This window comes from Rhodococcus pseudokoreensis (assembly GCF_017068395.1).
Taxonomy (GTDB): Bacteria; Actinomycetota; Actinomycetes; order Mycobacteriales; family Mycobacteriaceae; genus Rhodococcus_F; species Rhodococcus_F pseudokoreensis.
In genome coordinates this window covers 744,250-761,178 of sequence record NZ_CP070619.1, presented here as the reverse complement: position 1 = coordinate 761,178, position 16,929 = coordinate 744,250, and the positions used below count along the sequence as shown (strand labels likewise).

Here is a 16,929-nt window from a genome sequence, read left to right as displayed (position 1 = left end):
CGTGAGTACTTGTTAACCGCCGGCGGTTAACAAGTACTCACAGCCGAACGAAGTGAGGAATCAATGGTCAAGCTGGTGAGTCGCGTATCCGCGATCAACTGGAACCGCGTCCAGGACGAGAAGGACGCCGAGGTGTGGGACCGTCTCGTCGGCAACTTCTGGCTGCCCGAAAAAGTGCCTGTGTCCAACGACATCCCGTCGTGGGGGACGCTCACGGCGCAGGAGAAGCAGCTCACGATGCGGGTGTTCACGGGGCTGACGCTCCTCGACACCATTCAGGGCACCGTGGGCGCCGTCAGCCTCATCCCCGACGCCATCACCCCGCACGAAGAGGCGGTGTACACCAACATCGCGTTCATGGAGTCGGTGCACGCGAAGAGCTACAGCTCGATCTTCTCGACGCTGTGCTCGACCCGCGACATCGACGACGCCTTCCGCTGGTCCGAGGAGAACCCGAACCTGCAGCGCAAGGCCGAGATCGTCATGGACTACTACCAGGGCGACGAGCCGCTCAAGCGCAAGGTGGCGTCCACCCTGCTCGAGAGCTTCCTGTTCTACTCCGGTTTCTACCTGCCGATGTACTGGTCGTCGCGGGCGAAGCTCACCAACACCGCCGACCTCATCCGCCTCATCATCCGTGACGAGGCCGTGCACGGGTATTACATCGGCTACAAGTACCAGAAGGGTCTCGAGCGGCTCACCGAGGCCGAGCGCGACGACCTCAAGAACTACACGTTCGAGTTGCTCTTCGAGCTGTACGACAACGAGGTCGACTACACCCAGGACCTCTACGACGAGGTGGGCCTCACCGAGGACGTCAAGAAGTTCCTGCGGTACAACGCCAACAAGGCGCTGATGAACCTCGGCTACGAGGGTCTGTTCCCGAAGGACGAGACGGACGTCAACCCGGCGATCCTGTCGGCGCTCTCACCCAACGCGGACGAGAACCACGACTTCTTCTCCGGCTCGGGCAGCTCCTACGTCATCGGCAAGGCCGTCAACACCGAGGACGAAGACTGGGATTTCTAGCCCCGCCCCTTCGCGTCGCCCGATGCCGCGCCGGTCCAGTTCTGCTGCACCGGTGCGACATCGGGCGAAGTGCGTTCAGCGGCGGAACCATGCCTCGGGGACGTCCTGCAGTGCCTTGTCGAGGCGCAGCCGCGACGACGGGGTGAGATCGTCCGGCAGCGACTCGGGGGAGAACCAGGCCACGTCGTGGTTCTCGTCGTCCGACACGGCGGCCTCTCCGCCGACGTACCGGGCGAGGAAGCACACGTCGAGGTACTGCGCGACGTCGCCGTTGGGGTAGGTGACCGGGTCGGTGACGTCGACGCTCGTGATCCGGACCAGTTCGGCGTCCACACCGGTTTCCTCACGGATCTCCCGCAGCGCGGCCGGTCCGGGTTCCTCCCCGGGTTCGAGGATGCCGGACACGACCGCCCACTTGCCGTTGTCGACGCGCCGGGTCAACAGCACCCGACCGTCGTCGTCACGGACCACGACGCTGACTCCGGACAGCCACAGCGGCGCCGTGCCGACGTGGCCGCGCAGGGCGGTGACGAACTCGGGGACGGGCATCGAGCCTCCTAGCCGACGTAGCCGTTCAGCGTGTTCCTGAGGTCGGTGAGCATTGCGCGCGCGGCGACGACGCCGTTTCCGCCCCACACGTCACCCTCGACGGCGAAGACCCGTTTGTCGTGGGCGGCCTCGAGGTCTTCCCAGGCCTCCCCGGACATGACGTCCTCCGCGTGTGCGGTGCCGTCCTTGCCGTCCAGGACGGCGTAGATGAGGTCGCCCTCGGCCTGGTCGATGTCGGCTTCGGAGATCGGTTCGGTGACGACGCCGTCGAGGTTCTGATAGGCGGGCCGCCGCACCCCGGCGTCGGTGAGGACCTGGCCTGCGAACGTCGCCGGACCCTCGACCTCCATGCTGTCGGCGTCGAAACGGACGACGGATGCCTGTGTCTGCGCGGCATCGATGTCGATGCCGAGTTGCTTCGCGTCCTGCTGGTACTGCTCGAGTGCCGCCGTCGCCGCGTCGGCCCGGCCCAGCGCGTTGCCGGCGAGGAGGAACTGCGCCTTCCAGTACACGGGGTCGGAGCCGACGAACACGGTGGGCGCGATCGGGGACAGTGCGCCGTACAGCTGGTCGGACGCCGGACTCGATCCGAGGATCAGGTCCGGGTCCGCCTGCGCGATCTTGTTCACGTCCGGGGCGTCGACGGATCCGACGCTCGGGATATCGGAGACGCCGGTGCCGAGGTAGCCGGGCTGCGGCGAATCACCGTCGAGGGTTGCCGCGCCGACCACGTTCTCCCACAGGCCGAGGGCGCACACCGCGTCCAGGGCGGCGCTGTCGAGGACCACGATCCGCTGCGGATCGGACGGGACGTCGCTCTCACCCTTGGTGTGGACCACCCGGTGCGTCGAGCCGGCCGCGAGTGCGGCGTCGACCGGGGCCGGCTCGGCGCAGGCCGTCGTGGTGTCCCGCTCGATGCCGACCACGCCGGCTCCGGCGATCTGCGTGGTGGTCCGGACGATGGATGCTGCGGGATCGTCGTCGGACGGTTGCGAGCAGCCGGCCAGCGCGAGCGCGGCGACGGCGGCGACCAGACCGATGGACGCGCGGCGGGCGGAAAACCTACGAGGGGACAATTCGGCGACTTCCTGTGTGTGCGGGCGCGTTCAGGTTAGCCGCTGTGCTTGCCCACCCCGAACGTGTCCGACAGGTCGTCGAGGATCAGGTGCGCGCCCTGGACGCTGACCGGTGACATCCAGCGGGCGTCGTCGACGTCGACCTTGCGTCCCTTCAGCGTCTGCCACAGCGGGCTCTCCAGGAACGGCTTCGCCGCTTCGGCGCTCTTGCCTGCGGGGTCCTGCCAGGTGCTGACGAAGATGACGTCGGCCTCCGCCTCGCTGATCAGTTCGGTGCTGACGGCCTGCATGATGTTGTCCGGGTCGGCCGGGTCGGGGCCCTGGCTCTGCGGACGCGCCAGCCCGGCGTCCGCGAGGACGATCCCGCTGAACGAGGTGGTGCGGTAGAGGCGTGCCGTCGGCTCACCCGCGAACCGGACGACCGAGATCACCGGATTCGACGCCGACCCGTTGATCTCGGCACCGACGGCGGCGGCCCGCTCCTCGTAGACGCCGATCTTCTGCTCCGCGAGGTCTTCCTTGCCGAGTGCCTTGCCGACGAGCCGGATGTTGTCCTTCCACGTGGGACCGGTCGTCTCGGTGAAGATGGTCGGTGCGATCGCGGACAGTTGCTCGTAGTTCTTTCCGTCGCGCACCTCGGCGGAGATGATCAGGTCGGGTTGCAGCGCAGCGATCTGCTCGAGGCTCGCGTTGCTGACCTTGCCCACCGACTTCGCGTCCGCCGCGAACTCGTCGCGTGTGGTGCCGAGGTAGTCGGGGAGGCCGAGCTCGCGGTAATCGACGTACCCGACGAGGGGCGCCTCGAGGAGGAGGACGGCGTCGGTGAAGCTGTTGTCGAGTGCCACGATGCGCTGCGGTGCGGCCGGGATCGCGGTGCTGCCGCGGAAGTGGTCGACGGTGCGGGGGAACTGCCCGGTCGACGACGTGGTGTCGGAAGCGGTGGCGGTGGAGTCGTCGCTGCTCGAGCAGGACGTGGTCGAGAAGGTGGCTGCCGCGGCCAGCGCGACCGCGCCGGCGACGACCCGGCGGCGGGAGAGAACGTTCACATGGAGCTCCTGAAGGAAGTTAGGTGAGCGAAACCTTAGCAGCACGGCTCGGCGTGCCGGTGCCTCCGCGAGACCGCCTCCCACGGCCCCCGCGCGACACGCCGGACTGCGTGACAGTGAGCACTCCCCGGCACTCTCCGGTGGGACAAACCGCAGGTCGTCTGCGCCCCGGTTTGCTCTGAGTCCGGGTAAGTACGACAGTGGGTAGGACCCAGTCGGAGGCCGCAGAGGGCACGGTCTACGATTCGATGAGCGCAAGCCAGAGACCGTTCGCCTCGCAGCCCGGGGTCGGACGCGCATTCAGGAGGATCAGTGACTGCCGTAGCGCCCCAGCCAGTCCCCGCGATAGCTGCAGCCAGGCCTTACCCGCCGCGGCAGGGACCCAAGGGCTCGTTCATCTTCAAAATGATTACGACCACCGACCCCAAGGTGCTCGGAATCATGTACTTGACGACCTCGATCGCGTTCTTCCTCATCGGTGGTCTCATGGCCCTGATGATGCGCGCCGAGCTCGCTGTGCCCGGTATGCAGTTCTTGTCGAACGAACAGTTCAACCAGCTGTTCACGATGCACGGCACGATCATGCTGCTGCTGTACGCGACGCCGATCGTGTTCGGGTTCGCCAACTACATCCTGCCGCTGCAGATCGGCGCCCCCGACGTGGCGTTCCCGCGACTCAACGCGTTCAGCTACTGGCTGTACGTGTTCGGCGCGATCATCACGACCGCGGGCTTCATCACCCCCGGTGGTGCCGCCGACTTCGGCTGGACCGCCTACACGCCCCTGACGAGTGCACTGCACTCCCCGGGCGTCGGCGCCGACCTGTGGGTCATGGGCCTCGCGGTCGCCGGCCTCGGCACCATCCTCGGTGGTGTCAACATGATCACCACCGTCATCTGCCTGCGTGCCCCCGGCATGACCATGTTCCGGATGCCGATCTTCACGTGGAACATCTTCATCACCAGCATTCTGATTCTGCTGGCGTTCCCGCTGCTGACCGCTGCGTTCATGGGTCTGTTCGTCGACCGTCACCTCGGTGGCCACATCTTCGACCCGGCCACCGGTGGTGTGCTGCTGTGGCAGCACCTGTTCTGGTTCTTCGGTCACCCCGAGGTGTACATCATCGCGCTGCCGTTCTTCGGCATCGTCTCGGAGATCTTCCCGGTCTTCAGCCGTAAGCCGGTGTTCGGTTACAGCGGCCTGGTCTACGCGACGCTGGCGATCGCCGCGCTCTCCATCGCGGTGTGGGCGCACCACATGTACGCCACCGGCGCCGTGCTGCTCCCGTACTTCTCGTTCATGACGTTCCTGATCGCCGTCCCGACGGGTGTGAAGATCTTCAACTGGATCGGCACCATGTGGAAGGGCCAGTTGACGTTCGAGTCGCCGATGCTGTTCTCGATCGGCTTCCTCATCACGTTCCTCTTCGGTGGTCTGTCGGGCGTCATCCTCGCGAGCCCGCCGCTCGACTTCCACGTCACGGACACCTACTTCGTGGTCGCCCACTTCCACTACGTGGTCTTCGGCACCGTCGTGTTCGCCACGTACGCCGGCATCTACTTCTGGTTCCCGAAGATGACCGGTCGCATGATGGACGAGCGTCTCGGCAAGTGGCACTTCTGGACCACGTTCATCGGCTTCCACGGCACGTTCCTCGTCCAGCACTGGCTGGGTAACGAAGGCATGCCGCGTCGTTACGCCGACTACCTGCCCTCGGACGGGTTCACGTTCCTGAACTCGTTCTCGACGATCTTCGCGTTCGTCCTCGGTGCCTCGACGCTGCCGTTCATCTGGAACGTCTTCAAGAGCTACCGGTACGGCGAGGTCGTCACCGTCGACGACCCGTGGGGTTACGGCAACTCGCTCGAGTGGGCCACCAGCTGCCCGCCGCCGCGGCACAACTTCACGGAGCTGCCGCGCATCCGCTCCGAGCGCCCCGCGTTCGAGCTGCACTACCCGCACATGGTCGAGCGGATGAAGGCGGAGGCGCACGTCGGACCGGGTCACGGTGGCAAGCACGCCAGCACCGTGCTCGAAAAGGAACGCCACGAGCCGCTGACCGTCGGCGACGAAGGCGACCCCGGTACCGACACCGGCCGCTGACACAGCACGTTTCGGAAAGGCCCCGCCCCAGCAACGGGCGGGGCCTTTCACTTGGCACAATGGTGCCGGACAAGCCGCGCGAGCAACATGATCGGAGTACATCGGTGGGTGCAGCTGACACCACTGTCCTGGTGACCGTGACGGGCCCCGACCGACCCGGCGTCACCTCGGTGCTCTTCGGGTCGCTCTCCCGCCACGACGTGAGCCTTCTCGACGTGGAGCAGGTGGTGATTCGTGGGCGACTGACCCTCGGTGTCCTCGTGGCGTGCCCCGAGAACGGGGAAGCGCTGCAGGAGGAACTCGAAGAGGCGATGGCCACCGTCGGGATGTCGGTGGACGTCGAGATCGGCGCGGATCCCGGCAGGCAGTCGCTGTCCACGCACGCCGTGGTCGTCCTGGGCAGCCCCGTGTCGGCTCGCGCGCTGCGTTCGGTGGCCCGGGAGATGGCGACCCTCGGGGTCAACATCGACTCGATCCGCGGGGTCGCCGACTACCCGGTGACGGGACTCGAACTCCTGGTGAGCGCTCCCGGCACGGCGGAGGCGGACAAGAGCCTGCGCACCGTGCTGGCCGAGGTGGCCGTGCGCGAGAACGTCGACATCGCGGTCGAACGCGGGGGACTGGCCCGCCGCGCCAAGCGGCTCATCGTGTTCGACGTCGACTCGACGCTCGTCCAGGGTGAGGTCATCGAGATGCTCGCCGCCCGGGCCGGAGTCGAGGACGAGGTTCGCGCCGTCACCGAATCGGCGATGCGCGGCGAAATCGATTTCACCGAATCCCTGCACCAGCGGGTCGCGACCCTCGCCGGCCTCGACGCGTCCGTGATCGACGACGTCGCGGACGGTCTCGAGTTGACACCGGGCGCCCGCACCACCATCCGGACGCTCCGCAGGCTCGGCTTCCACTGCGGTGTGGTGTCCGGCGGTTTCCGGCAGGTCATCGAGGGCCTGGCCCACGAACTGGAACTCGACTTCGTGCAGGCCAACACGCTCGAGATCGTGGACGGCAAACTCACCGGCCGGGTGATCGGCGACATCGTCGACCGGGCCGCGAAGGCGACCGCGCTGCGCAAGTTCGCCGGTCAGGTCGGCGTCCCGATGGAACAGACGGTGGCGGTCGGCGACGGCGCCAACGACATCGACATGCTCAACGCGGCCGGCCTGGGAATCGCGTTCAACGCCAAGCCCGCGCTGCGGGAGGTCGCGGACACCGCCCTGTCGCACCCGTTCCTCGACGCCGTGCTGTTCATCCTCGGGGTCACCCGCGACGAGGTCGAGGCCGCCGACGCGGTGGACGGCGTGGTGCGACGAGTCCCGCTGCCGTGACGGAATCGTGCCGCGACGCGGTCACCGGGGAGGCCGGTACCGATTCCGGGTGGGCGGCGCGTCACGCCGTCCTCGCGGCCGGATACGGCGGCAGGCCGGATCCGGACGACCCGGCGCAGGTCCTCGCGATGCCGATCGTCCTGCACATCCCGAAGACCGACCCTCCGCCACGCAGTGCCCTGCTGGAGGCGGCCGCGACCGCGACGGTCGCGTTGTGCCTCGACCCGCGCGTCGGGCCCGACGAGACGGGGGCGCCCGGACCGTGGCAGGCGGACTACCTCGCGTGGGTGGGATCCCGGATCCGCAAGGTGTCGCGGCGGGCGCGGGGAGCAGGCTGGCGGGCGGCGCAGGAGGTCGACGGGATCACCGTCGACGTCGACGGTGCGCAGGCCCGCGCGCTCGTGCCGGTCGCTGTGGGCGCGCTCGATCCGCGCATCAGGAAGCTGCAGATCGGCGGCACCGACCTCGACCACGACGATCCGGCGGAGATCCCGGACGGAGTTCCGGTGCTGTGGATCAACTCCGCCCTGGACATGACGGTCGGGAAGGCCGCGGCGCAGGTCGGCCACGCCTCGATGCTGCTCGCCGGCGCGATGACCATCGAACAGGCGCGCGCCTGGGCGGCCACCGGCTACCGCTGCGCCGTGCGTGACGCCGACGTCGGGCTGTGGGAGACGCTGACCATCGAGGTGGTGCGGGGCAGGGCGATCGCGGTGCGCGACGCCGGCTTCACGGAGGTGGCACCCGGATCCATGACCGTGATCGCCTGCCCCTGAGAGCATCGGCCGACGCGTCGACAGTCCAGTAACGCCGTCATGGCTATGGGGTCCCGCCCGGGTTCACGACAGACTGGTGGTCATGCTCGCTCGACGCCTGATCGCACTGTTCGCCGGACTGTGGCTGTACGGCTTCTCGATGGCCATGATGATCACCGCCGGTCTCGGGCTCGATCCGTGGGACGTTTTCCATCAGGGCGTCGCCGGCCGCACGCCGCTCAGCTTCGGTGCGGTGACCGCCTTGACGGGCGTTGTGGTGCTCGCACTCTGGATCCCGATCCGCCAGAAACCGGGTTTCGGCACGGTCGCCAACGTGGTGGTCATCGCCGTCTCGGTGGACACGTCGCTGGCGTGGCTCGAACCCGCCGACTCCCTCGTCGTGCGGATCGCGATGATGCTCGGTGGTGTCGTCCTCAACGCGCTCGCCACCGTGCTGTACATCGGTGCGGGAATGGGCCCGGGCCCGCGGGACGGCCTCATGACCGGTCTGGTGGCGCGGACCGGGCTGTCGGTGCGGGTGATCCGCACGTCGATCGAGGTGACGGTGCTGGCCACCGGTTGGCTGCTCGGCGGCACCGTCGGGGTGGGCACCGTCGTCTACGCGCTGGGCATCGGCCCGCTCATCCAGCTGATGATGCGTTTCGGCGGCATCTACCCGACCGCGCGGAAGACGAGCAGCGCCGGACCCGACACGGCGATCGTGGCATCGCCGGAGATCGGCCCGCCCGGTGCCGGTGCGCCGTCCGGTGAGGCCGAGTCGAACTCGGCGAGCACCGTCCCGTAGAACCATTCGGGGCACCCCAGGGTGATCGCGGCCGGCCCGCCGGAGTGGTAGACGAGAAGCCAGCTGTCGTCGGTGAGCTGGTGCCCGTCCTCGGTGTGCGAGCGGATGTCGGAGCCGTCGATCCACGCCTGCAGGGTGCGCAGGGAGTCGTCGTGCCACGCCGAATCGTCCATCTCGGCGCCGTCCGCGCCGAACCATACGAGGTCGGGATGGCCCGTGGGGGTGCGCCTGCCCTCGAAGAACTCCGGCTGGCGCAGGGCAGGGGAGGCGCGCCGGAGATCGAGGGCGCGGGTGACGAACGCGACGAGCGCCGGGTCCCCGGCGCTCCAGTCGAGGGGCCAGGAATCTTCGCGCGGGGTGCCGTCGGGAACGCAGTATGCGTTGTTGTTGCCGACCAGGGTGTGACCGAATTCGTCGCCGGCGGTGAACATCGGTGTGCCGGTGGACAGCGCGAGGGTGGCCAGCAGCGCGCGGACGTGCCGGGACCGCGCCTCGGTGACCGCCGGGTCGTCGGTGGGGCCTTCGACGCCGTGGTCGACGGAGTCGTTGAAATCGGCGCCGTCCCGGTTGTCCTCGCCGTTGGCCTCGTTGCGTTTGCGTGTGTACGACACGAGGTCTGCGGCGGTGAACCCGTCGTGCGCCGTGACGAAATTGACGGAAGCCCAGGGGCGCCGGGTGCCGAAGACGTCCTCCGAGCCCGCCACCCGGGAGGCGAGTTCGCGCACCCCGGTGCCGCCGTTCCAGAACCGCCGAACGGTGTTGCGGTACTTGTCGTTCCACTCGGACCACTGGGAGCCGAAGTGCCCGACCCGGTATCCGTCGGAGGTGGCGTCCCACGGTTCGGCGATCAGTTTGCAGCGCGAGAGAACGGGATCCGCGGTGATCGCGGAGAAGATCGAAGCGCGGGAATCGAATCGGCCGCCGCCGGGCCGGCCGAGCGCGGACGCGAGGTCGAACCGGAAGCCGTCGACGCCCATCTCGTGCGCCCAGTACCGCAGGCTGTCGCCGATCATCCGGACGACGACGGGCGACTGCGCGTCGACGGTGTTCCCGCACCCGGTGAGATCGATGTCGCGCCCCTCGGAGTCGAGGAGGTAGTAGCCGGGGGCGTCGAGGCCGCGCCAGCTGAGACTGATGCCGTCGACGCTCTGCTCGCAGGTGTGGTTGTAGACCACGTCGAGGACGACCTCGATGCCCGCGCCGTGCAGCGCGTCGACCATGGTGTGGAACTCGGTGATCTCCTCGCCGGGCACGACCGCGTAGCCCGGGTGGGGGGCGAAGAACGCTGCGGTGGAGTATCCCCAGTGGTTGCGCATGCCCCGCGAGCGCACGGTGGCCTCGGAGACGTACGCCTGCACCGGGAGCAGTTCGACCGCGGTCACCCCGAGGCGGACGAGATGCCCGACGACGGCCGGTTCGGCGAGACCCAGATACGTTCCGCGGTACCGCGGCGGCACGTCGGGGTGCCGCGCGGTGAACGACCCCACGTGGAGTTCGTAGACAACGGTTTCCTCCCACGGCCGTTCGATCCGCGGTCCGCTCGTGCGGGTTTGATCGGCGGTCACCACCGACAGCGGTGTGTGGCCCAGGCTGTCGATCCGGGACGGGCCGCCGAACGGGTCGCCGTCGTGGGAGAGCAGCGCCTCGTGGTCGCCGAGTTCGCCGGTGATGCGTTTCGCCCACGGATCCAGCAGCAGTTTGGCGGGGTTGAGGCGCACGCCGTGCGCGGGATCCCAGCGACCGTGCGCGCGGTAGCCGTAACGCTGCCCCGCGCCGACCCCCTCGACGACGCCGTGCCAGATGCCGTACGTCCGCTGGACCAGGTCGATCCGGGTCTCGTCGCCCTCCTCCGAAATCAGGCACACCTGTACCAGTTCGGCATCGGGGGCGTGAACCGCGAACTGCGTTCCGGTGCCACGCACTTTCGCTCCCAGGGGAAACGGCGACCCGGGCAGCCGCAGACTCGGCGGGAGGGACGACATCTCGCCGGGGTACGGATCGATGTGAGGCGACACGCAACTGATCCTGCCGTGAATGCCCGGAAGATGTGCGAGAAGATGGGTCCGTGCATGAACCTGATCCTGATCTCCTCATCGAATTCGACGACGTTCTCCTCCGCCGCGGGGGCAACACTCTGGTGGGCCCGGTCACCTGGAAGGTGGAACTCGACGAACGGTGGGTCGTCCTCGGACCGAACGGGGCAGGGAAGACGTCGTTGCTCCGCATCGCGGCCGCCGAACTGCATCCCACGAGCGGAAGCGCCTACCTCCTCGGCGAGCGACTCGGCCGCGTCGACATCAACGAACTCCGGCCGCGGATCGGACTGTCCTCCTCGGCGCTCGCCAACCGGGTGCCGTCCGAGGAGGTCGTGAGCGATCTCGTCGTCTCCGCCGGCTACGCGGTGCTCGGGCGGTGGCGCGAGCGCTACGACGACATGGACACCGATCGAGCCGTCGAAATGCTCGAGAGCCTCGGCGCCGAACACCTCGCCAAGCGCACCTACGGCACGTTGTCCGAGGGTGAGCGCAAGCGCGTCCTCATCGCCCGTGCGCTGATGACCGACCCGGAACTGCTGCTGCTCGACGAGCCCGCCGCCGGTCTCGACCTCGGTGGGCGCGAGGAACTGGTCGCGCGCCTCACCGACCTCGCCGCCGACCCCGACGCCCCCGCGACGGTCCTCATCACCCACCACGTCGAGGAGATCCCGCCGGGATTCACCCACGCCATGCTCCTCAAGGAGGGGTCGGTGGTCTCGCAGGGGCTCCTGGACCAGGTCATCACGGCCGAGAACCTCAGTGAGGCGTTCAGTCAGTCCATCAGCCTGGACAAGGTGGACGGCCGGTTCTTCGCGCGGCGGACCCGCGTCCCCGGCGCGCACCGGAGGGGCTGACGACCGGGGACCGACTGCGACGCGCGTCACCCGGCGGCGTAGGTTCCGAGGCATGGTCTCGAAGCAAGAGCAGACGCCCCGCGACAGTACCGACGTGGCGCCCAAGGACGCGTCCACCGTCATCCTCATCCGTGACACCGCGGCAGGTGCCACGGCGTCCGGCATCGAGGTGTTCCTTCTCCGCCGGGTGAAGGGGATGGCGTTCGCCGGCGGAATGACCGTGTTCCCCGGCGGCGGCGTCGACCCGTCGGACGCCGAGGCCGAGGTCGACTGGGCGGGACCGTCCGTCGACTGGTGGGCCGGGCGGTTCTCCACCGACGCGGCGCGCGCGAAGGCTCTCGTGTGCGCGGCCGTGCGCGAGACGTTCGAGGAATGCGGCGTACTCCTCGCGGGACCGAGTGCGGACACGGTCGTGGCGGACACGTCGCGGTACGCGCAGGCACGTACCCAACTCGAGAAGCGCGAACTGTCGTTCAGCGACTTCCTGAAACGCGAGAACCTCGTCCTGCGGGCCGATCTGCTGCGGCCGTGGGCCAACTGGATCACCCCGGTCGGCGAGGGCCGCCGCTACGACACGAGGTTCTTCGTGGCCGCCGCACCGCAGGGCCAGATCGCGGACGGTGCGACGTCCGAGGCGGAGGAGGTGCAGTGGCAGAGTCCGGCCGCGGCGCTCGCGCACTGGCAGGGCGGCGGAAGCATCCTGCTGCCGCCGACGTGGAGTCAGCTCACGGCGCTCAGCGCGTTCGGCTCGGTCGCGGACGTGCTGGCCGCGGAGCCGGAGATTCCGGTGATCCTGCCGACGCTGATCACCGGCGAGGAGCAGCTCCGCGTCGAGTTCCCGGGACAGGACGGCTACTACGAAGCCGGTCCGCATCCGTGGGCGTCCCGCGACTGATCGCGATGGGGCGGGCCGCGAAACCGGGTCGGAGGCAGACAAGTAGCCTTTTGCCTCATGGCTGAGTTTGTCACCCTCGAGGTATCCGAAGGCATCGGCACGATCCGGCTCGCGCGCCCCCCGATGAACGCTCTGAACCGTCAGGTCCAGCAGGAGTTGCGGGCCGCGGCGCGGGCGGCGACCGTCGACTCCGACGTGAAGGCCGTCATCGTCTACGGCGGTGAGAAGGTCTTCGCCGCGGGCGCGGACGTGAAGGAAATGTCCGAGATGGAGTTCGGGCAGATGTCCGACGTGATCGGCGACCTGCAGTCGGATCTCGCGGCGGTCTCCGAGATCCCGAAGCCGACCGTCGCCGCCATCACCGGGTACGCGCTCGGCGGCGGACTGGAGGTCGCGCTGTCGGCCGATCGGCGCATCGTGGGTGACAACGCGAAGCTCGGCGTGCCGGAGATCCTGCTCGGCATCATTCCCGGAGGCGGTGGCACCCAGCGTCTCGCCCGGCTGATCGGACCGTCCAAGGCCAAGGATCTGCTGTTCACCGGCCGGTTCGTCGACGCCGAGGAGGCTCTGGCGATCGGTCTGGTCGACGAGGTCGTGGCGCCGGACGACGTGTACGAGGCGGCGCGCACCTGGGCGTCGCAGTTCACGAAGGGAGCAGGCCGCGCACTGGCCGCGGCCAAGGCCGCCGTCGACCGTGGGCTGGACGTCGACCTGGGCACCGGCCTGGCGGTGGAGCGTCAGCTGTTCACCGCGCTGTTCGCCACCCGGGACCGCAAGATCGGGATGGAATCGTTCATCGAGAACGGCCCGGGTAAGGCTCAGTTCGCGGGCGAGTAGTCTGAAGCCCGAAACTAGAACCTGTTCACTCTTACCAGCGAGTAGGATTTGCCGCATGACTGCAAGCGCCCATGACGACCCAGCTCCTCATCCGCACGCCACCGCCGAAGAGGTCGAGGCTGCGCTGAAGGACACCAAACTGGCCCAGGTGCTGTACCACGACTGGGAAGCCGAGACGTACGACGAGAAGTGGTCGATCTCGTACGACAAACGGTGCATCGACTACGCGCGCGGACGTTTCGACGCCGTCGCAGGCGATCAGCCGCTGCCCTACGAGCGGGCGCTCGAACTGGGCTGCGGCACCGGATTCTTCCTCCTCAACCTGATGCAGGGCGGGGTCGCGAAGACCGGTTCGGTCACCGACCTCTCGCCCGGCATGGTGAAGGTCGCGCTCCGCAACGCCGAGGGCCTCGGACTGTCCGTCGACGGCCGCGTCGCCGACGCCGAGACCATCCCGTACGAGGACGACACGTTCGACCTCGTCGTGGGACACGCGGTCCTGCACCACATCCCGGACGTCGAACAGTCGCTGCGTGAGGTCCTCCGGGTCCTGAAGCCGGGCGGTCGCTTCGTGTTCGCCGGCGAGCCGACGACGATCGGAAACTTCTACGCCCGCTGGCTCGGCCGCGCGACGTGGGAGGCCACCACCCGGATCACCCGGTTGCCGTTCCTCGCCGACTGGCGTCGCCCGCAGGCGGAACTGGACGAGTCCTCGCGCGCGGCCGCGCTCGAGGCCGTCGTCGACCTCCACACGTTCGATCCGAGCGACCTCGAGAAGATCGCGAAGTCGGCAGGCGCCGAGCAGGTTCACGCGGCCACCGAGGAATTCGCCGCCGCTCTGCTCGGATGGCCGGTCCGCACGTTCGAGGCCGCCGTGCCCCCGGAGAAGCTGGGCTGGGGCTGGGGACGTTTCGCGTTCACCGGATGGAAGACGCTCAGCTGGGTCGACGAGAAGCTTCTCCGCCACGTCGTGCCGCGCGGATTCTTCTACAACGTCATGATCACCGGCGTGAAGCCCGGCAACTGAATTGGGCTATGCGTTCACTCCCGGGGACGTGGAGTTCCTCCAGAGTGAGGAAGGGGCGGCCGCTCTCGCGGAAGTGGACGCCCTCGCACTGACCGCGTCGACGCGCCTGGCCGACATCGGCCGGGCGCGTACGCGTTTCGGCTCCCACGTGGCGTTGCTGGTGGAGACCGTCCTGCTGCGGCGGAAGGCGGCCGCCAAACTGCCCGGCACCGGAACCTGGTTCTTCACCGACGACGCACTGCAACAGGCGACCCCGCGTGCGGTCGCCGCGCACCGGGCGACGCGGCTGACGGACCGGAACGTCCACGACGTCACCTGTTCGATCGGTGCCGAACTGGACGCGGTGGTCGGGACGGCGGCGACGGTGATCGGCAGCGATCTCGACCCGGTCCGGCTCCTGATGGCGAAGCACAACGTTCCCGGGGCGGCAGTTCTGCGCGCCGACGCGCTCGTCCCGTGCACCCGCGGCACCGTCGTCCTCGCCGATCCGGCGCGACGGTCCGGCGGCAGGCGCACGCACGACCCCGCCGCGCTGGAGCCGCCGCTGCCCGATCTGATCGACGCGTACCGCGGACGGGATCTGGCCGTGAAGTGCGCCCCCGGACTGGATTTCGATCGGCTCGGCTGGGACGGCGAGGTGGAGGTGGTGTCCCTCGACGGCGGTGTGCGAGAGGCCTGCCTGTGGTCGCCGGGGCTGTCCGGCGGCGGTGTCACGCGGCGGGCGAGCGTGCTCGGCTCCGACGGAACCGCCTGGACGGTCACGGACGCCGAGGACGAGGACATCCCCGAACGCGCACCGGGCGAATGGATCGTCGACCCGGACGGCGCCGTCGTGCGTGCCGGTCTGGTGCGGCACTACGCCGCCCGGCACGGGCTGTGGCAGCTCGATCCCCGGATCGCGTATCTCACCGGCGATTCGGTTCCCGACGGCGTGCGGGGATTCCGCATCCTCGACCAGGTGAAGTATTCGGAGAAGTCGCTGCGGCAGGAACTGGCCCGTCACGATTGCGGTGTGGCGGAAATCCTGGTGCGCGGCGTCGACGTCGATCCCGCGGTCCTGCGGCCCAAGCTGAAGCTGCGCGGAAGTCGTTCGCTCAGTGTGGTGATCACACGGATCGGCAGGGCCGGCATCGCCTTCATTTGCGCTGCGCGCCCGTGAGTACTTGTTAACGTCCGGCGGTTAACAAGTACTCACGGGTCAGCGGAGGACGAACAGTTCCCCGAGCAGGGTGGGCGTGAGCACTTCACCCTTCGGGCCGACGGACGTGCCGACGGTGAAGCCCTTCGCCCCGGGCAGCGTGTCCTGATCGAGGGTTTCGCCGGTGCCGGTGTCGAACGTGATCATCGCCAGTCCGTCCGCACCCTCACGGACCACCGCGTACCCGGTGGACCCGGCCGTCTGCGCCGGGACTCCCAGCTGCAGCAGATCCTTTCGCTCCCAGACGAGTTCGGCGTGATCGCCCTTGTCCTGCAGGGCCAGCAGGTGGCCGTCGGGACCACCCGCGGGGATGATCAGGCCGTCCGCGGACGTCGACGGGCTGCCTGCCGCGGCGTACCCGATGTCGTAGCTCCACTTCGGATCACCGGTCGCGGAGTCGATCGCCCACATCGTTCCCCAGTTGTCGTTGGCGTAGACGACGGAGCCGTCGGCCGACAGGTCCGGGCTGGACGCGCTGCCGCCGGGCAGGGTGTCGCTGGACCATTCCTGGGTGATCGCGGGGTTGTCGCCGCCGGAGTACTTCATCGCGACGAGTTCCGCCTGGGGTGCGCCGGGCGCGAAGAGCGTGAAGTAGAACTTGCCGGACTCGAGGTCGATGGCAGGCATGTTCGCCACCGGGCAGTCGGGCGCGCCGAAGAAGCAGCCGCGAAGGCCCTGGTCGTCCGGGATGATGTCGGCGTTCGCCCCGTCGGCGAAGGACGGCGGCGGGACGAGATCGTACGGCGCCACGACCTTTTGGCCGTTCTGCGTGTTCACGACGTTGATCTGGCCGAGCTGGGTGATGAAGAGGAGATTGCCGTCACCGGTGAACTGCGCGGACAGCGGCGTCCCGACCACCGGTGTGCGCCAACGCAGCTGGCCGTATTCGTTGAACGAGTTGATGGCGCCGTTCTCGCCGACGTACACGTTGGCGGCACCGTCGACGACCGGTGTGGACGCCACGACGCCGGGGGCGAGTTGCCGGCACCAGCGTTTGCGGCCGCTGTCCATCTGGTAGGAGAAGAGGTTGCAGCCCTTCTCGGTGCGCGCGGTGACGAAGATCTGGCCGCTCGCCGCCACGGACGCGTAATTCGCCACCGGACCGCCGAGCGGGCGCGACCAGGCGAAGGAGAGATCGCGGGAACCGGTGACGGGGCTGGTGTCGCTGTTGCGGGCGTCGGCGTGCATGCCGGGCCACCCGCCCGCCGAGAAGATGTCGTCGACCTGCGGTCCGCTGCTGCAGCCGCTGAGGACGACAGTCGAGATCGTCGCCAGCGCCAGTACTGACGAACGTAGGACCCGCCGCATTACATCTCCTCGTCTTCGATAACGCTCGGCCCAGAGACTATCTCGCCGAGGTGGGGTCGAGCACACGCCCCGAGGGCGGTGTCGGA

The 16,929-nt window shown here is 68.5% G+C and carries 14 protein-coding genes and 1 pseudogene; 10 read left to right on the top strand and 5 right to left on the bottom strand.

Annotation, left to right across the window (positions count from 1 at the left end; translation table 11 throughout):
* Positions 1–63: 63 nt before the first annotated feature.
* Positions 64–1,029, top strand: coding sequence for a class 1b ribonucleoside-diphosphate reductase subunit beta (gene nrdF, locus JWS13_RS08965; protein WP_206005324.1), 966 nt, complete (start codon positions 64–66; stop codon positions 1,027–1,029).
* Positions 1,030–1,104: 75 nt separating this feature from the next.
* Here nrdF and JWS13_RS08960 read toward each other — a convergent pair whose 3' ends face one another.
* Genes JWS13_RS08960 through JWS13_RS08950 form a run of 3 tightly spaced genes read right to left on the bottom strand, consistent with a single transcriptional unit; the run spans position 1,105 to position 3,700 of the window.
* The gene (locus tag JWS13_RS08960; protein ID WP_206005323.1) at positions 1,105–1,578 is read right to left on the bottom strand and encodes an NUDIX hydrolase; all 474 of its coding nucleotides are present in this window, start codon (positions 1,576–1,578) and stop codon (positions 1,105–1,107) included.
* Positions 1,579–1,586: 8 nt separating this feature from the next.
* The gene (locus tag JWS13_RS08955) at positions 1,587–2,654 is read right to left on the bottom strand and encodes an iron-siderophore ABC transporter substrate-binding protein (protein ID WP_206005322.1); all 1,068 of its coding nucleotides are present in this window, start codon (positions 2,652–2,654) and stop codon (positions 1,587–1,589) included.
* Between the two features lie 35 nt (positions 2,655–2,689).
* Positions 2,690–3,700: an ABC transporter substrate-binding protein gene (locus tag JWS13_RS08950; protein ID WP_206005321.1), complete on the bottom strand. Its 1,011-nt coding sequence runs from the start codon at positions 3,698–3,700 to the stop codon at positions 2,690–2,692.
* A gap of 312 nt (positions 3,701–4,012) precedes the next feature.
* Between JWS13_RS08950 and ctaD the strand changes: the two genes are divergently transcribed.
* From ctaD to yczE, 4 genes are all read left to right on the top strand, one after another.
* Positions 4,013–5,803 carry an aa3-type cytochrome oxidase subunit I gene (gene ctaD, locus JWS13_RS08945; RefSeq protein ID WP_005240299.1) on the top strand — a complete coding sequence of 597 codons (1,791 nt, stop codon included), beginning with the start codon at positions 4,013–4,015 and terminating at the stop codon, positions 5,801–5,803.
* A gap of 104 nt (positions 5,804–5,907) precedes the next feature.
* Positions 5,908–7,128 (top strand): phosphoserine phosphatase SerB, encoded by a 1,221-nt coding sequence (serB, locus tag JWS13_RS08940; protein ID WP_015890195.1) that lies wholly within the window; start codon positions 5,908–5,910, stop codon positions 7,126–7,128.
* A complete protein-coding gene (locus JWS13_RS08935) occupies positions 7,125–7,904 on the top strand; it encodes an aminoacyl-tRNA hydrolase (RefSeq protein WP_206005320.1) in 780 nt (259 codons plus the stop codon). Before serB ends, JWS13_RS08935 begins: the two co-directional genes overlap by 4 nt.
* 82 nt (positions 7,905–7,986) lie before the next feature.
* Positions 7,987–8,688 carry a membrane protein YczE gene (yczE, locus tag JWS13_RS08930; RefSeq protein WP_225927916.1) on the top strand — a complete coding sequence of 234 codons (702 nt, stop codon included), beginning with the start codon at positions 7,987–7,989 and terminating at the stop codon, positions 8,686–8,688.
* 65 nt (positions 8,689–8,753) lie between these two features.
* On the opposite strand, the pseudogene glgX reads toward yczE, so the two are convergent.
* Positions 8,754–10,670 (bottom strand): annotated as a pseudogene (glgX, locus tag JWS13_RS08925) (glycogen debranching protein GlgX); the annotation flags it as partial.
* Between the two features lie 83 nt (positions 10,671–10,753).
* Here glgX and JWS13_RS08920 point away from each other — a divergent pair.
* Genes JWS13_RS08920 through JWS13_RS08900 form a run of 5 tightly spaced genes read left to right on the top strand, consistent with a single transcriptional unit; the run spans position 10,754 to position 15,496 of the window.
* Entirely contained in the window at positions 10,754–11,578 is an 825-nt protein-coding gene (locus JWS13_RS08920) for an ABC transporter ATP-binding protein (protein WP_206005318.1), read from the top strand.
* Positions 11,579–11,630: 52 nt separating this feature from the next.
* A complete protein-coding gene (locus JWS13_RS08915; protein ID WP_206005317.1) occupies positions 11,631–12,473 on the top strand; it encodes an NUDIX hydrolase in 843 nt (280 codons plus the stop codon).
* Positions 12,474–12,530: 57 nt separating this feature from the next.
* On the top strand, positions 12,531–13,310 hold the full coding sequence (locus tag JWS13_RS08910; protein WP_206005316.1) for an enoyl-CoA hydratase/isomerase family protein: 780 nt from the start codon (positions 12,531–12,533) through the stop codon (positions 13,308–13,310).
* A 55-nt stretch (positions 13,311–13,365) separates the two neighbouring features.
* Positions 13,366–14,337, top strand: coding sequence for a class I SAM-dependent methyltransferase (locus JWS13_RS08905; RefSeq protein ID WP_206005315.1), 972 nt, complete (start codon positions 13,366–13,368; stop codon positions 14,335–14,337).
* Between the two features lies 1 nt (position 14,338).
* Entirely contained in the window at positions 14,339–15,496 is a 1,158-nt protein-coding gene (locus JWS13_RS08900) for a THUMP-like domain-containing protein (protein WP_206005314.1), read from the top strand.
* Positions 15,497–15,535: 39 nt separating this feature from the next.
* Here JWS13_RS08900 and JWS13_RS08895 read toward each other — a convergent pair whose 3' ends face one another.
* Positions 15,536–16,843 (bottom strand): outer membrane protein assembly factor BamB family protein, encoded by a 1,308-nt coding sequence (locus JWS13_RS08895; RefSeq protein ID WP_206005313.1) that lies wholly within the window; start codon positions 16,841–16,843, stop codon positions 15,536–15,538.
* Between the last annotated feature and the right edge of the window lie 86 nt (positions 16,844–16,929).